Source organism: Planctomycetia bacterium (genome assembly GCA_015075745.1).
GTDB lineage: Bacteria > Planctomycetota > Phycisphaerae > UBA1845 > UTPLA1 > UTPLA1.
Map to the genome: position 1 here is coordinate 1818982 of JABTTW010000001.1, position 15093 is coordinate 1834074.

Annotated in this window: 15 protein-coding genes and 1 tRNA gene; 9 read left to right on the forward strand and 7 right to left on the reverse strand. The window is 60.2% G+C overall.

The genetic code is table 11. From position 1 onward, the window contains the following. Nucleotides 1-76: 76 nt before the first annotated feature. The 9 genes from HS101_07155 (at nt 77) to HS101_07195 (ending at nt 6121) form a co-directional block, all read left to right on the forward strand. A complete protein-coding gene (locus HS101_07155; GenBank protein MBE7506052.1) occupies nt 77-385 on the forward strand; it encodes a transposase in 309 nt (102 codons plus the stop codon). A gap of 173 nt (nt 386-558) precedes the next feature. After that, entirely contained in the window at nt 559-1191 is a 633-nt protein-coding gene (locus HS101_07160) for a hypothetical protein (GenBank protein MBE7506053.1), read from the forward strand. A 4-nt stretch (nt 1192-1195) separates the two neighbouring features. Next, the gene (locus HS101_07165) at nt 1196-1840 is read left to right on the forward strand and encodes a hypothetical protein (GenBank protein ID MBE7506054.1); all 645 of its coding nucleotides are present in this window, start codon (nt 1196-1198) and stop codon (nt 1838-1840) included. 12 nt (nt 1841-1852) lie between these two features. Beyond that, nucleotides 1853-3436 carry a hypothetical protein gene (locus HS101_07170; GenBank protein MBE7506055.1) on the forward strand — a complete coding sequence of 528 codons (1584 nt, stop codon included), beginning with the start codon at nt 1853-1855 and terminating at the stop codon, nt 3434-3436. Beyond that, nucleotides 3436-3669, forward strand: coding sequence for a hypothetical protein (locus HS101_07175; GenBank protein MBE7506056.1), 234 nt, complete (start codon nt 3436-3438; stop codon nt 3667-3669). The genes HS101_07170 and HS101_07175 overlap by 1 nt, the downstream gene beginning before the upstream one ends. A 3-nt stretch (nt 3670-3672) precedes the next feature. Continuing rightward, complete coding sequence (locus HS101_07180; GenBank protein MBE7506057.1) at nt 3673-4131, forward strand: hypothetical protein; 459 nt, start codon at nt 3673-3675, stop codon at nt 4129-4131. After that, the gene (locus HS101_07185) at nt 4128-4595 is read left to right on the forward strand and encodes a hypothetical protein (GenBank protein MBE7506058.1); all 468 of its coding nucleotides are present in this window, start codon (nt 4128-4130) and stop codon (nt 4593-4595) included. Before HS101_07180 ends, HS101_07185 begins: the two co-directional genes overlap by 4 nt. A 39-nt stretch (nt 4596-4634) precedes the next feature. Then, nucleotides 4635-5429: a hypothetical protein gene (locus HS101_07190; protein MBE7506059.1), complete on the forward strand. Its 795-nt coding sequence runs from the start codon at nt 4635-4637 to the stop codon at nt 5427-5429. Continuing rightward, on the forward strand, nt 5426-6121 hold the full coding sequence (locus HS101_07195; protein MBE7506060.1) for a hypothetical protein: 696 nt from the start codon (nt 5426-5428) through the stop codon (nt 6119-6121). Before HS101_07190 ends, HS101_07195 begins: the two co-directional genes overlap by 4 nt. A gap of 188 nt (nt 6122-6309) precedes the next feature. Here the strand turns inward: HS101_07195 and HS101_07200 are convergent, their stop codons facing one another. The 7 genes from HS101_07200 to HS101_07230 form a co-directional block, all read right to left on the reverse strand. Beyond that, complete coding sequence (locus tag HS101_07200) at nt 6310-6894, reverse strand: thrombospondin type 3 repeat-containing protein (protein MBE7506061.1); 585 nt, start codon at nt 6892-6894, stop codon at nt 6310-6312. 13 nt (nt 6895-6907) lie between these two features. Beyond that, nucleotides 6908-8293 carry a tail fiber domain-containing protein gene (locus HS101_07205; protein ID MBE7506062.1) on the reverse strand — a complete coding sequence of 462 codons (1386 nt, stop codon included), beginning with the start codon at nt 8291-8293 and terminating at the stop codon, nt 6908-6910. A gap of 129 nt (nt 8294-8422) precedes the next feature. Then, nucleotides 8423-8494 (reverse strand) — tRNA-Gly (locus tag HS101_07210). A 196-nt stretch (nt 8495-8690) separates the two neighbouring features. Then, complete coding sequence (locus HS101_07215) at nt 8691-10517, reverse strand: ABC transporter permease subunit (GenBank protein ID MBE7506063.1); 1827 nt, start codon at nt 10515-10517, stop codon at nt 8691-8693. Between the two features lie 51 nt (nt 10518-10568). After that, entirely contained in the window at nt 10569-11675 is a 1107-nt protein-coding gene (locus HS101_07220; protein MBE7506064.1) for a hypothetical protein, read from the reverse strand. Next, on the reverse strand, nt 11672-12598 hold the full coding sequence (locus HS101_07225) for an ABC transporter ATP-binding protein (GenBank protein ID MBE7506065.1): 927 nt from the start codon (nt 12596-12598) through the stop codon (nt 11672-11674). The genes HS101_07220 and HS101_07225 overlap by 4 nt, the downstream gene beginning before the upstream one ends. Continuing rightward, on the reverse strand, nt 12598-15009 hold the full coding sequence (locus tag HS101_07230) for a hypothetical protein (GenBank protein MBE7506066.1): 2412 nt from the start codon (nt 15007-15009) through the stop codon (nt 12598-12600). The genes HS101_07225 and HS101_07230 overlap by 1 nt, the downstream gene beginning before the upstream one ends. Nucleotides 15010-15093 lie beyond the last annotated feature (84 nt).

Consider the following 15093-nt stretch of genomic DNA (forward strand, 5'->3'; position numbering starts at 1 on the left):
AGACTGGGGTTTCGTAAGAACATTCCGGTCCATAGGCAGGGAGGCTTTTTTGGTGACAGACTGTAACAGCAAACCGATGTTCTTTTCCAGTCTCGGCCGCAAGAAAATCGTGGCCGATTTCACAGGCGGAACGCTCACCTCAGACGCCGGGGGTCTGTTGCTTCGGGAAGTCGAGCGGCTGGTTCAGGGGCCCAACGTTCGATTCGTGGTGACCAACCTGACCGACCGCACGCCGAACGATATCTACGACGGCCTGTACACGGCCCGCGGCGACATGACGACACGGCAACGTGAAAACCACGTGCGTCTTGGCAGCCGCCATCGGACCCATCCTATCGCCAACAATTCTGGAAATCGATCAGCGGATCGTTGGGCACAGGCTTGACATCGCGGCGATAATTAACTACTCTGAAGCGAACTAGGAAGATCGAGGGTTCCAATTTTCCTATTCAAAACGGGCCTTGATTCTATCAAAGCGGGCTACCAAAGATCGGTTAGGCATCTCGTTGGCTTAGGCGGTAGCTTGCTATTCAAGGCTTGGGCATGAGGAGGCAAAGTGTGCATCCTTCCAGTCTGAGGCGCGCGTCCCGTCGGCGGTTTCTCCTGCTTCTCTTCGCTACATTTGCCATGTCTACCAATTGCGTCGGTCCTCCACCCCCGGAGGTGGACATTCAATCTCGCAATCAGGATGTGTGGGGACTGCGACCCGGCGATATCGAGAAATGCGCCCAATCCATGGCGCGCGATCTCATCACCGAGCCCCTGCTGAATCGCAATGACCCGCCGGCGAGGATCGGCATTGCAGGCATAGAAAATCAAACAAATGAACCCTTCATCGGTGACAGCGCCGACATGATCGCCACGCGCATCCAGACGATTCTGTTTCGCGCCCTCCGCGGTGAGCAGCGCACGGCCGGCGGTTCGGCAAAGTTCATCTCCATGCGAGAGGAAGTTACCCGGGAGATCTTTATCCAGCGCCGCGACAAGCGAAACGGCGAGCGAAGCCACACCGGGCTGAAAGACCAGCACGGCGTCGATTTCATTCTGACCGGCGCCTATCACTCCGTTGACAAGGCGACCGCGGGAAAACGGCTGGTAGACATGATCATGACATTCTCACTGGTGGATGCCGAAACCGAGGAGATTGTCTGGACTCACGATTGCTCGGTGCGAACGGTCACAGGAGGCTAACCCGTTGGTTACTTCGGCTCACAATCGCGAACTGGTCCTCTGTGCGCTTCTGGTTATTGCCGCCGCTCAATGTGCCGGCTGCAAAGCCAATGACGACATGGGAAGCGTCGAGGCGATGAAGGGCAGCCTGTTTGGTGATGCCGAAGTGGCCCGCGTGGCAGACCTGATGGCTCGGGATCTGGTTCGCGATCCGCTTTTCTACCAGTCGGACGCGCCGCCTCGCATCGCCCTTGTCCGCGTCGAGAACGACACCACTCAATACATGTTCGGCGATGCCAGGGAAGCATACCTCCTGAAGCTACGGACATACCTGAAGCGCGCACTCAAAGACCGGATCATCCTGGTGGAGCCCGATCTGGAAAAAAAATTGCGCATCGAGTTGACCGATTGGCAGCCCGAGGACGCCGCCACATCATCCGTGGCTCGAGGGCACAGGGGCAAGCACGGGGTCGACTTGTTTCTGACGGCGCGTTTCATGTCCAACGACAAAGTCGTCGCTGTGGCGGAAAAAGATGGCGCCATCAACAACCGGCGCATTGTCGTGCTTGAGATGAGCTTCAATCTCATAGACGCAGAGACCGCGGAGCTGGCATGGGCGCACAGCATCTCGTCGGCCGCGGCCTATTCAACGCGGGACTTTCAGAACTAGGAAGCCATGCCAATGGGAACCCTTCGAGACATGCTTCGGGCCACTTACTTCCGCGGGAAATTCGCGATTCCAATTCTCCTGTTAGCGGGATGCGCTGCTCCCCCGCACGGCTACACATGGGGAACTGCGCAGTACGAGGTCGCCGCCGACGCCCTTCGAACACCCGCCCAGTTGGAAATGGCAAAGCCTCTTGACCAGCGGGCCAAGGATGCCGGTGTAACGGTGCTGGACTATGCGGCCGCATGCCTTGCGAGCGGCAACTATGAAGACGCGCAGCAGGCGTTCTACCAGGGAATCCTTATAACAAACGACCTGACCCTCCGTGAGTCAGACGGCGATGCAAGCCTGATCTGGGACGAAGCGACCAAGGTCTGGCAGGGCGAAGCCTACGAGCGGGCGATGGCGGAGTTCCTCCACGGAATATGCCTGATGCGCCTCGGAGATTATGACAATGCCCGTGTGGCGTTTGATCGGGCGCTGGTCTGCGATCGCTTCAGCAAGGGGGCCCTTTACGAGCGGGAGGGGTCCACGACGTTGACCGGCTTCTCCCTGAGTAATGGCGTGATCGCGCGGGGCGGCAGCGTATTCCAGCGCGACTTTCTTGCGGCATACGTTCTTCGAACGCTCTGTTATGTCCACCTCCGCAAGATGGAGCGCGCCCGACTGAGCTGGCAGGAAACGACTGATCTGTATCGCGAGTTATTGGGGACCGCGCGGGAAAACTCGAGCATATTGACCCCGATCTTCTGGACTCAGAATAGCGGTCGCTACGAGTATCCAAATGTATTCATCCCTCCGTTCCGCCTGGGCTCGGCGACGGACGGATCGTCGGCCAGTGATTCGGACATCCTCTTCTCCAAGAGCATCGATGAACTGGCCCAGGCAAACTGCCTCATCATCGCCGCTGCCGGAAGTCGGCCCAAAAAAGTAAAGGTCGGGCCGGCCGTGCAGGACGCGAACTTCATTCACGACGATTATCTGCGCCCCGCAGAGTCCATTCAGGCCCTCGACATGATGATCGACGGAAACGTCGTCGGGCGAATGACACAGTGCCTCAATCTCTACGGGCAATCCGCCGGTCGCGGACCCTCTGCCAAAGATTTATCTCAGGAACGAAAGGGAAAAGTCGAGGACTTCGGACGGGCCCTGGAGAATAGCGGCAACAATTACGTCAAGATCATCGGCATGATTGTTCGAGCGGCGAATCAGGAGGAGGCCGACACGCGCCAGTGGACGCTGGTTCCCAACGCGATCCATCTTTGGATCGGCCGGCTCGATTCAGGAAAGCACCGGCTCTCACTGCTGCCGTGCGGGTTTAATCGTCCCTCCATCGAGCCTGCCTGGATTGAGCGCGCGTACAGTAATCTGTTGCAAAGTTATCAAGGTGCATATCTGCAGGAATTGGAAGCCGCTTCAAATGGTTACTGTGCTCCTCTGGCCCTTCGACAGGCCTTGGCACAGGACATCGAGATCGGCTCCGAAGGGCTATCGACGTTTTTTATCGCTGAGAGTTACAACAAGTTCATTCAAGCTGCTCAGCCGCCTGCGCCAAAGTCGTACGTTCTGCTTCCGCGACGCCAACCGGGGAAATCATGATGAAATTCGGCTGCCAAAGGGTCTCGCTCACGGGGATCACCATTCTCACGATGTTTCTCCTGATTACCGGCTGCGCTCAGGAAAATACGATTTACGTCGACGACTACCGAGAGCTTCGCCCATACACCACAACGCTCCTGTCAAACACTCAACCCGCGCCTGACGACCAGGCGCGCACGGACGATACGGCGGACGATGGCTCAACCGATCATGCGTCGGCAGGGGGTGCATAGACCATGTGCATCAAGCTCCCCTTCGCACAACAATACCGGCCGACGCATACAAACTATTGGCCCGGCGTTCTTCTGTGGATGCCAATGCTGCTGGTCATCGGCTGCGCCCCTGTCGAACAAAAGGTCGGCGATTCGGCGAGCACGCGAATTCACGATCCATTCCTGCGCAAACACGTCAAAACGACCGTCAGGAAGGGCCAACTGAATCCGCAGCTCGGCCTTTATGAAATCGACGCGACCATTGAGGCGGACAGCCTGGATGCTGACCGCGCGAACTCATACCGTGTGTTCATTCGCGCCGTCTATTATCAGGGCCAGGAAACTCAGCCCGTGGACTCCTCTCAATGGACGGAGTTGCTCCTGCAGCCCGGTAACCCAGCCGCGTTCTCGTCAGCGAGCCTGACCGGCGCGGATCGTTGCTTGTTGGAAGTCGCATACCCGGAGGAGGTGGGCCTGAAATGAGAACGCCATCGACGAGTATTTCTTCCGCCCGGACATATGCTTTGCGATGTCTCGCGGCGCTTTCCACACTGACAGCGATGATCGCCGGCTGTTACCCTCAGGCTCATTCGCCTCAGGTCGGGTCCACCCGGACTGAGGACGAGTCCCAGGTTGTCTACAACCATTCATGGCTCAAGTCCGCCGTCCTGCTTCGAGACATGCAGGTCGAGCACATCGACGGAAACCGACTAAAGATCGTCGCTCAGCTTCACTCGCAGGAGCCGCACGTCTCTCGTCGTGTCAACGTCCGAACCGAGTTCTACTCTCCTTCCATGGCAGACGGCGGCACCGTCGTCGATGCCACAGAGTGGCAGGAGTTGGTGCTCGAGCCCAGAAAACGCGTGCAATACGCCGTCAACAGCCTCAAGGCGGCCGACGATTTTCGGATTTACGTCTATTACGACGAGGACCTTGGTAAACGGTGATTCCCCCTGGGGAACTTCGCCTTGACCGTGGAGCGGCCAATGATCCTGCCCACACTTAGATTGTCTTGTCTCGCACTTCCGGCATCGCTCTTGATGCTGGTTGGCTGCGGGCCTGACCATCCCGAGACTGTCACCGGCATTTCGAGACAGGCCGCGTCATCCGATCAAGGCGCCACCGGCGATTCGCACTACCAAATGGAACCCCGAAGAGCTGCAAAGCCCAACGACGAGGACAATCCCTGTCGCGTGGTGATCGAAGAGGCCCGTTACGACTTCGGAAGGGTTTACGAAATCGCAAGGCGTCCTCGTCTGGCAATCCTCGCGAATGTGCTGAGTACGAATCTCGGTGGTCGCGATGATGATCAGTCTCGCGCATCGACGTCCGTGAGCTTCTCCGATCCGGAGGCGGTCCAGGTTGACCGCGCCACCGTCGAAAACGAGTGCATCGCCTTCTTTGACTCCACGACCCACCGGATGAAGCTTGTTGATGTCGCCGTTGCGCGAACGAGCATGGCGTCGGCCAGGAATGAAGCCGGTGTGCTCGAGGGATTTCGACGCATCGATCTGTGCGACATTGGGATCATGATCGAAGTCCGCGCAGCAAGGGTCGAGCCGACCAATGCCAGCCCAGGTAATCCCGAGCGATACTCCATTGCATGCACGGGCCGCGCGGTCAATGTCCGTGATGGGCGCGTCCTGGCGACCGCGTCGGTCGAGCGCAGAATCGCCGGCAGCGAACAAGCCCTCGACAACGGCCTCCGTAAGGTTGCGCTATGTCTGGCTGCGGAACTATCGACCCAAATCGGCGACAAACTGACGAGGCCCGCACCATGAATTCAATAACCGGGCATCCACTAAAGGGCAGGAACTCCGGGACGACCGCCTTTGTCGGGCTCACCATCCATTTGGCGTTGGTTCTGGGTTCCGGCTGCGCCAAGCCGATAGCGACCGAGTATTACTCTCGAACCCCCGACACGCCAATCGAGTGGCGGCTTGAAAAGCCCACAGGACAGGTCATCGTGGGATTGGCAATCGACTCGCCCAGCCTGGTTGCCTACGGCGAATCGTCCGCCGCCCCCAGAACCATCAACCAGGCGGTCGAAGTCGCGCGCATGGAAGCATGCGACGCCCTTCTGACGCAGCAAGCCGGGGCATTCTTGACCTACGCCTCCACGGCAAACGCCTTCGGCAGGATCGCTTTCGTGACGCCGGCCAATGTACAGGGAATAGACTGCCAACTTGAGCTCATGCTCTCATTTGAGCATGCCGGCGATTCCCAGGTGCATTACTGCCTGGGCCGATTGATCGCGAACATTTACGACGGCGCTCACGCCCAACTGATCGGTCGCGTCGTCAAGTTTCACGAGGCCATGTATACCACTTCCAAGAACAATCCGAACACGACCCATGACGGCATCCAGGTACAGAATGTCTTGCGCGACAAGCTCTTCGATGAGCTGATCGACGAATTCAAGTCCGCCTGTGATAGTGACGCATCCGAGCAAGAAAGCTCTGCGAGCTCTTAGCAGAATCGACGAACGAGTCCAACGTGTACGATCAACACATCGGACTCTCGAATCTGTAAAGAACCTCCTCTACTCTAAATCGTCGCCTCCTCATCCCCTTCTCTCCGTGATCCAGCCCCGAATCCTGACTCAGATGCGAGGGGAAAGGGCACGGGTCTCGAAACGCTTCCATCGCTCGCATGTCGTCGCTAAGTTCGGCGCCGTGCGATGAACAATGCGGCGAGTGAGGCCAATGACGCCAGGGCCGTCGGGGCGGTGGTCGAGCCGCACTGGGCCGCCGGCTCCTTCAGGGGGAGCGTGATCTTAAGCTCCTCTAGCTCTCGCCCGGAGTCCTGAAAATTAACACGGCAATCGCCATTGACGTCGCCGGTCGGCCGGCCCTCGGCGTCCACCGCGAGCCCCGATCTGTTATTCGGGCAGACGTCGCAGTCGTCGGGGATGCCGTCCAGATCGGTATCGGTTTCGTCGGCGTCGGGCGTGCCATCGCTGTCGCAGTCCGGCGGGAGGATGCCGGCGGTTGCCGTCCAGAAGCCGCCGATCACCGCGTAGCTCCCGCCCGACATCATCGCGCCGGGCCCGGCATCGTGCTGGCCGACGGCGCCGGACAGCGTGTACGAACCGCCGGTGCTCTGCCCGCCCCCGCCGTCGAGCGTGTGCCACGAGAGATCGTACGGCTGAGCGTGTGCGGTGGGCGTCGTCGCAGGCAGCAACCCGACGACGAAGATCCAACCGAGTGACAATCCGAGACGTTGATGTGTTTTCATGCGAATCATGGGTCATCGCTCCTTACTTTGCGGCCTTGCCGAGCATGGATTCGAGCCGGTCGAGCCGGGCCTTCAGTGCCGCATTCTCGGCATGCAGTGAGGCGATCTGGTCATCCTTCTCGCTTTTGACCTGCTTGATGGCCGAGACGATCAGCGGCGTGAGTCGGCCGTAATCGACGGCGAGATAGCCTTCCTCGTCCTGTCGCACGACTTCCGGGGCGACCTTTCGGACGTCCTGGGCGATGAGGCCCACCTGGCGATCTTTGCTGAAATGGCGCTCAGGGAATTCGTCGCGCTTCCAGTCGTAGTGCACCGGCTGGAGCTTCTCGACAACGGTCAATGCGTCGGCGACGGGTTCGATGTTGGTCTTGAAGCGCTCGTCCGAGCAGCTCAGCGTTCCGCACGCGGCGAAGACGCTGCCCGTCGCCCGGATGTTGCCGACGACGTCGAGGGCCTCGGTCGGGGCAATGGTGCCGATGCCGACGTTGCCGGCGGGATCGACCATCATACGCACGATGCCGGCGGTGTTGTCGCGGATCAGCAGGGCTCCGGCCCCTTCGCCGTTGGATGAGCCGGTGGAAATCAGCCCGAACTCACGGCCCCCGGCGTCGGTGTTGAGCAGGTTGACCCAGATTCCGAGCGGATTGGCGTCTTCGAATCGCACCTGGCTAAAGGTGGGGCCGCCGACGGTATGAAGTCGTGCCGTGGGTGCGGTAACACCGATGCCCATGTTGCCGTCGACATAGCAGCGCCCCGAGAAATATCCCGCGTGGCCTTCGGGGCTGGCAGAATGTCCAAAGACGCCGATGCCCGGGCCGGTCGCGCTGAGGGCATACCCCCCGACACCCACTCCATTGGGGGCATGGGTGTTTCCCTGGACGCCGACTGGATTGCCCTCAGTGGAGGTCGTGCCAAGGACCGCGGTTCCCCTGGGGTTCGCGGTTTGGCTCCAGATTCCCCAGCTTTGGGTATTCGGAGTGGAGAACGTGTCATTGATGAAAAGCGGCGCCTGAGAGGATGCGGAGTCAATATGCAGGGGATAACTCGGCGAGCTTGTGCCGATCCCGACGCGATCACTGAAGAGCGCATTCCCGCCGTGCACGTCGAGCCGGCCTGCGGGGGTGGCCGTTCCGATGCCGACGTTGCCATCTCCGCGCCAGGTCATGACGTTGGGATTCCAGAGGGACCACATGCGCAGCGCATTCCCAGCGGCGCCGCCGCCCGCGAAATCCGCGCGAAGATCGAAGATCTCCTGGTTGGTTTCTCCGATTCCGAGGATGCCTACGTCGTCGACGGCACCGAGGTTCTCGATCGATAAGGCGGACTCGGGCGTCGTTGTGCCAATGCCGACCTTGCCGGCGGAGTCAACCATCATGCGCACTTTGCCGGCGGTGTTGTCGCGGAACATTCAGAAACGGAGTGCGATCTCCCGAATACGGTTGCGCGGTGTAACACCGCGCAATTTCGCGTCTCAGGCCGCACGACCGAACGCCGGTAGTTCTCCCGAACGATCAAGATCACCGATATTTACGTTCAAAGCGGGCGACCGGACTCGAACCGGCAACGTCCAGCTTGGAAGGCTGGTGCTCTACCATTGAGCTACACCCGCGAAGTTCGCCGCTCATTCTAGCGGCAGGTCGCGATGTGTTGCAAATACTCGCATCACCATTGGCTTTTCTTGCACGCCGCCAAAGCCGCGAGAAAGCGGCGCCGACAAGCAGAATCGCGATGGCATACACGCCCCTGCGACGTCATTCAATCTTAATGGACCGCGGGGCTCTCTTCCGAGTCTGCGCCAAGAATGCCTAAGCGCTCTGCTTGCGGATGATCATATCAAAGTTGCGAACCATCCCGCGCAAGACGATCCAGCCGACTCCGCTGTAAATCGCGGCGGCCGCCAGCGCGGCGACGAAGGCAATCACCCGGCACTGCCGCATCACTTCAACAGAGATTTTCGTCCCCGTATCCGCCAGCGCATTGACCGGATCGATAATGATGTACAGCCCGGTAAACGGCGTAAGCGGCCAGATCGCCGCCGCAAGCGCCTCGTTGTCGCTGCTCCGCACGGCGAATGGGCAACTCGTGGCGATCGCAATGAGCAGGATGACGATCGACATGCTCGAAAAAACCGCGGCAAGCGTCTTCTTGCTCTTGATCGATGCCTGCAAACCCAGCATGCAACAAAGCGCTGTCACGGATACGAGCAGGATCGGCAAAGTCAGGAGAGATTCCCAGTTCACCACCGGCCCCTGCTTCGAAATCAGTCCGGCAAGGTAAAAGAGAGCGACCGATACAAACGGCACAATGAGAATCGGTCCGGCGGCATAAACCAGGCCGATGATCTTGCCGGTGATGATGTGGCGACTGGTCAGCGGCGTGGCCAGGACAAGCTCCAGCGTGTTCGATTCCTTCTCGCGCGTCATGCTCGTCGCCGCGGTCGCCGTAGCGATGAACAGTGCCACAGCCAATTCGATCGCCGTCGCGCCAAAAAGCCACGCGCGAGCCTCGACTGGATCGAGCCCGCCGGAGAGATAGATAATCACCAGGGTCACGGCGATGACGATTCCGACGCCCAGCGTCGCATAGCGCGCGATGAATCCGCCGCCGGCCGCCGCGCCGGTAACCGACTCGCGCCAACTGATCGGGTTCGACCAGACGTGCCGCGGCCTTCGCGTCTGTTCGTCGCGGTTCTCGGAGAGATGCAGCGTCCCCGTCAGCCGCGAGAGCCACGTAATCTCCCCCTCCTTCGCACCGCGCCGAACAAAGAACAGGCTCAGCGACACGAGGAACAGAGACGCGATGAACGTCATGCACACATACGAGTACTGCGGATACGCCAGGAGCTTATTGATCGGAAATCCGTAATGCGCCACCGACGCCGCCGACGGCGCCGGCGTCTGCCCCAGCACGACCGCAAGCGAAAGAAACGGATGAAACGCCGCAAGCCAGCTCATTTTCGCCCCGGTCGACGGAGCGGGCTGAGCCTCCGGCGGAATCAAAGCCGTCGCCGCCCCAATGTAATACACGATGATGAGATAGAGCGCGATCGCGAGATAGAAAGTAAAGATCGTCCGGCCGGTCCCGATCTTGATCACGCTGATCGTGATGGCCATCGATCCCGTGAGCAAGGCCGTCGCGCCGGCGATGGAGATCGAAAGGGCAATCTCCTCACCCGTCACGCCGCCATAAACCATCATGATGCAAAAGAGGGGAATGCCCGCGAGAAGCAGCATGAAGACGAAATAGAGACGCGACAACAGCGACCCGAGAACGATCTGGCCGTTGGTCAGCGGAGTGGACAGGAGAATGTTGAACGTCTGCGAGTCCTTCTCCTGAGTGATCGCCGCCGCGGTGAAGATCGGCGCGATGATACACACCATGGCAAGCTGCACCAGCGAGACGACATTAAAGACCTTCGTGGCGTTCTTGGCGAGATCGGAGAGCGACGTCTCGCCGGACTGCAACACAAGTACGCCGATGGCGACGATGGCCGCAAGAATGGTCAGGTAGGCCGTACGAATCCAGAGATGACGAAGTCGCCGCCCTCCGGCGTATACCACGCGCACCACGATCGGATTGGCCGGGGCCAACCGCCAGAACCAGGTACCCAGATCACGCAATACGGCCTGCATAAGAAGACTGATTCTCCGATCGCAGCTTGAATCAAATCCCGGCGGGGGCAGCTACAGCGGCGGCTCCTTCATGCCCCGGTCGACCAGCATCTGCCGAACCGTGCTCTTCGCGGTGGCGCGCTGCTTGGAGTCAGGCAGGCCGTCAATGCGCTTCTTCAGTTCTTCGTCGAGATCGAGCAGCGGCTTTTGCAGCCGATCGAGGTCGGCCTCCAGCGCGAACAGCGATGGCCCGCGCGACTGAATATCGGCGCGCCGAATCAAATCCCGCGCAATGAGATTGTCCTTGATCTTGCGCCGCCAGTCGTCGGTCTTGATGATCAAGGCGCGGTCTCTGCAGTCCTTGAGGATGGCCTTGGCCGCCGCAATCTGCTTCTCGTCGAATTGATAATACTCGCCCGCCTGAGTGACGTAGTTCTCCCATTCATCATCCGTGCGAAGTCGAAACTCGATCCATCGCTCGGCGTCAATACGAGCCCGACGATGCGCCTCCGGCTCGCTAGGGTCCACCGGCGTCGGCTGGGCCTTGGAAGGGTCTTTGTCAGCCGGATCCCAGAAAGGATTGGCATTGTCACCGATCTTGCCCTCCTCCCACCGCGCCATCCGCGACTCGAAAACGGTAATGCCCGCGGCGGCGGCCGTCAGATCGCCGGTCAGCTTAAGGCGCTGCGCCATCGTCATTTCCTTGCCGATGTCAGCGCCCATCTGCGTGATGAGGTCCTTGAACTCGGGAATCATGGGTTTGACCATGCGCGAGAACTCCTTCGCCGCTTCCTGAGTGAATCGGTCGTCGTTCTCGATCATGCTCGCCATCATGTATTCCATGACCTCCTGGCCGTTTTTTTCGTTCCTATGAGCAAACCGGAGAATCCGCTGCTTCATCGCCTCGGACACGGCATCAACCTGCTGATCGCTGAGTCCGTATCGGTTGGTCATGCCCACGGCGAATCGCTTGCTCATTGCCTCCGCGATCTTCGGCGTCAGCCGAAGCCCCCGCTCGGTCGGGCGCATGTATTCCGAAGGATCCGGCTCGGCCGCGGCGGGCGGGACAGGTTCATCAACCGGCGGCTCCTGCGAGTAGCCAACCCCGGAAACCGTAAGCAACACGCCCAACAAAAGCAGGAAGAGTCGTCGTAATGAAATTGGATGGGTAAATGTCATTGCACGATGCCTTTCGTGAAGCGCATGAAGGCGGTTTCGAGATTGACCTGTTCTTCCCTGATTTCACGAATCGGTATTTTCGCGACGAGCAGAGCGTGGGCGATGAACGAGAAGTCGTGCGTGTCCTCCTTGAGCGAGACGAGCAGTCGCCCGTCATCTGTCTCGACCAGTTGGACCAGCTTTAGTTTTCCGAGAATGGCGGCGGCCTTGTCCTGACCTTCGCCGACGCGAATCTCAAGCTTGGTGCCCCCCCTCGTTCGGCGCACGATCTCCTCAATCGGCCCGTGAAACAGCAGCTCCCCGCGCTCAATAATGCCGATGGTCGTGCAAAGCTCGGCAAGCTCGTGAAGAATGTGCGAGCTAATGACGATCGTCTTCCCCATGCGCCGCAGCTCTTTAAGCAGCTCGCGCATCTCAATGCGCGCACGCGGGTCCAGGCCGCTCGCCGGCTCATCGAGAAACAGCACCTTCGGGTCGTGCAGCAAAACTCGCGCCACCGAAAGCCGCTGCTTCATGCCGCGAGACAAACTGTCAACCAGCGCCTCGCGCTTGTAAGACAGATCGGTCAGCTCCAGCACGTCGCCAACGACCCGCGTCCGCTGATCGCCGTTGATGTTGTACGCGGCCGCGAAGAACTCAAGATACTCCTGCACCACCATGTCTTCATAAGCGCCGAAGAAGTCCGGCACATAGCCGATCATCGGGCGAATCAGACGTGACTCGTACCCGACGGTGTGACCGCAGACCCGGGCCTCCCCCCACGTCGGCTGAAGCAGCGTGGACAGGATGCGAATGGTCGTCGTCTTGCCGGCCCCATTCGGACCGATGTAGCCAAAGCACTCGCCCTCCTGAATCGTCAGATGCAGGCCGCTCAGCGCCACAAGTTTGCCGTAACGCTTCGTCAGGTTGATGGTCTGAATGATCACAAAGGCTCGCCTCGCACCCGGGGAATTCGCTCGACCGGTATCACAATCCGATAGATTGTATTCGACTGGCTCGGCGCCAGCCCCCTCTGGTCCACCATCAGCCGCGCCGGCCCGGGGGCCTCGCTGCGACCGATCAAAAGTGCCGTCAATCGGGTGAGTCGTTTCGTGCAATCGAGCCGTCGGCCGTGGCCGCGCCGCAAATTCACCGGGCGACTCGGATCCTCCCGCAGCAGGTCGAAAAACGAAAGCAGCAGGACCGACGTATACTCATCCGACCCGGTGAGCTGTGTCGCGCTCGGCTGAAGTCCGCCGCCGCCCAGCGGCATAAAGCTCCGCATCTCCCCGGCCCAGTCGCCGATCTTGTCCGACAGTCGCGGCATCGTCTTAAGCGGCTGAGTCTTGTCGCGCGGATCGGACAACAACCGTTGCCGCAATTGCGCATCCGACAATTCCGCCTCCACGCCCTCCTCGGCCAAATCCCCCACCAGAAAATAATTCGCCAATACCGTCACCCCCTCGCCCGCCGTCTCCTCATCCGTCAGGAACAGGTAACAATCCTTCAGCGGCACACCCAGACCGTTCCGCAGAAAACTGCCCGGCGCGAACTCATACCGAAGACTGCTCTCCTTCTGGTCCGGTCGGCGAAGAACAATGCGCCCTTCAAACCGACCCGGCAGCGGCCCGTCCCAGTCACCCTGAATCTCCTTGAGTGTCGCCCGCACAGGTACCCCCGCAAGCCGCTCGCCCGCCAGCAAACACTCGTAACTCGATGCCGAAGCAAACTGCGAATCGGGTCGTTCGAGCGTGTCCGCAGAACCCGGCACAGCCCGCAACGGGCCGAACTGCTTCGGCAAACCCGGCGCCTGCTCTCCCACCGGCAGCGTGATATCCAACCGCGTATGGTTCGGAGTCTTAATGCCGAAAAGACATCCCGCGTGGGCCTCATCCTGGCCGGCAAATCCGTCAACGACGGATGTCTGCCAAAGACTCTTCGTCACGCCGCGCAACATGCCGACCATGCCGGTCCCCAGCAAACTGCCGGCGATACTGACGATTCCGAATGCCGTCCAGCCATGATGCAGCCACGCGCGCTTCTTGAGATACCAATAGCTGCCGACCGTCGCGACAAACGTATAAGCTGCCGCGAAAAGCAGCGCGAAAATCAAAAACTTGGTGCCCACCCCCTCAAACGCAATCGAACTTCGCAGCACCTGAAACAAATCGGTCGTTCCCTGCCCCGTCCACCCTTTGGGCTCTTCCTTGAATACCGGCGGCAGCGAAAGCAAGCGCCGCGCCAACACCCGTTCGCACGCGACCTCGATAAACGGGTCCTTCTCCTCACCCGCCTCGACCCCTTCGCCGGCGCTGACCGCGCTTGAAATCTTCTTCGGCGCCGGCAAAAGCTGATTCAACGACGCCCCAAGAAATGTCAATACCCCGCGCCCGATCTGTCGCCGAAAACAAATCTGAGGGTTCGGGCAGTTCGCCGGAAGCGCGATCGCCCCCTCGCGCGGCGTCATCAGGCAACGTTGAAAAGGATTCTTCGCATAGTAGCGATCCAGCCGGCCGGAATAATTCGCCTGGCTGACGATGTCCGTAAACTCCTGAGCCTCGGTCCGCTCTTCCACCCCCCGAAGTGTCACCGGCAAGGCATCGGCCAGCGGTGAACCCGCAAGACTGCGCCAGTTCTTGCCCGCCGTGATGAGCAACCGCCCGCCGCCGGCCACCCAATCGATGAGGGCGTCGATCTGCTGATCGTTAAGCTCGGAAGGGTCCGCCTCATCCCACGTGATGGCATCGACCGCATCGAGCCCCTGCGCGCGCTGCGGCAACTCGCGCGGCGCCATCGATCGCACGCGCCGACGATTCACCTGCTGCTCCTGCCGACGACGATTCACATCGAGCAGCGCCACATGCGGAAGCCGGCCCGACGACGCAATATCCACGATCAACAGCTCATCAGGGGAAATGTCGCTCGCCGAAGGGCTCTCGATCTTCGCGACGCGCTCACCCTTCTCATCGATGATCTCCAGTTGATCGCCCGCCTCGTCGTGAAGCGTCACGTGCACCGACCCGCCGATGCCCAGATCGTACGGAACAAAATAGACCTGATAGGGTCGCCAGTCGCCGTTCGGCTCAAGAGCGACCGACAATCTGGAAATGACGATGTCCCCGTCGCGGTCGCGCTGCTCCAGCCGAAGCTCGCCGCCGAATGGACCCGCCGCAAGCGACCGAAGCTCGACCTCGACAAAACTCCACGTGCCGCTCCGCAGGATCGGGTCGCCCCCGGCGAAAAGTCCGATTCGCGTGATCCGCCCCTCCACCGGGGCGCTGTCCTGCGCAATCACCGGCACGGGAACCAGTGCGGCGAGACAGGCTGCGAGAAAGATCGCGGGGAGTCGATTCATGGTTGGCAAAGCTGTCAATAGAGAATACGCAATCGGAACCCCCCGGCCGCAGGGAAACGATGTTTGCAGGCCGATACGCACGCG

Bases quoted from the DNA above. Each gene is read 5' to 3' on its own strand.
- HS101_07195 (MBE7506060.1), top strand. From the start codon at position 5,426: ATGAATTCAATAACCGGGCATCCACTAAAGGGCAGGAACTCCGGGACG.
- HS101_07170 (MBE7506055.1), top strand. From the start codon at position 1,853: ATGGGAACCCTTCGAGACATGCTTCGGGCCACTTACTTCCGCGGGAAA.
- HS101_07175 (MBE7506056.1), top strand. From the start codon at position 3,436: ATGAAATTCGGCTGCCAAAGGGTCTCGCTCACGGGGATCACCATTCTC.
- HS101_07200 (MBE7506061.1), bottom strand. From the start codon at position 6,894: ATGATTCGCATGAAAACACATCAACGTCTCGGATTGTCACTCGGTTGG.
- HS101_07180 (MBE7506057.1), top strand. From the start codon at position 3,673: ATGTGCATCAAGCTCCCCTTCGCACAACAATACCGGCCGACGCATACA.
- HS101_07230 (MBE7506066.1), bottom strand. From the start codon at position 15,009: ATGAATCGACTCCCCGCGATCTTTCTCGCAGCCTGTCTCGCCGCACTG.
- HS101_07190 (MBE7506059.1), top strand. From the start codon at position 4,635: ATGATCCTGCCCACACTTAGATTGTCTTGTCTCGCACTTCCGGCATCG.
- HS101_07155 (MBE7506052.1), top strand. From the start codon at position 77: ATGTTCTTTTCCAGTCTCGGCCGCAAGAAAATCGTGGCCGATTTCACA.
- HS101_07215 (MBE7506063.1), bottom strand. From the start codon at position 10,517: ATGCAGGCCGTATTGCGTGATCTGGGTACCTGGTTCTGGCGGTTGGCC.
- HS101_07185 (MBE7506058.1), top strand. From the start codon at position 4,128: ATGAGAACGCCATCGACGAGTATTTCTTCCGCCCGGACATATGCTTTG.
- HS101_07205 (MBE7506062.1), bottom strand. From the start codon at position 8,293: ATGTTCCGCGACAACACCGCCGGCAAAGTGCGCATGATGGTTGACTCC.
- HS101_07220 (MBE7506064.1), bottom strand. From the start codon at position 11,675: ATGACATTTACCCATCCAATTTCATTACGACGACTCTTCCTGCTTTTG.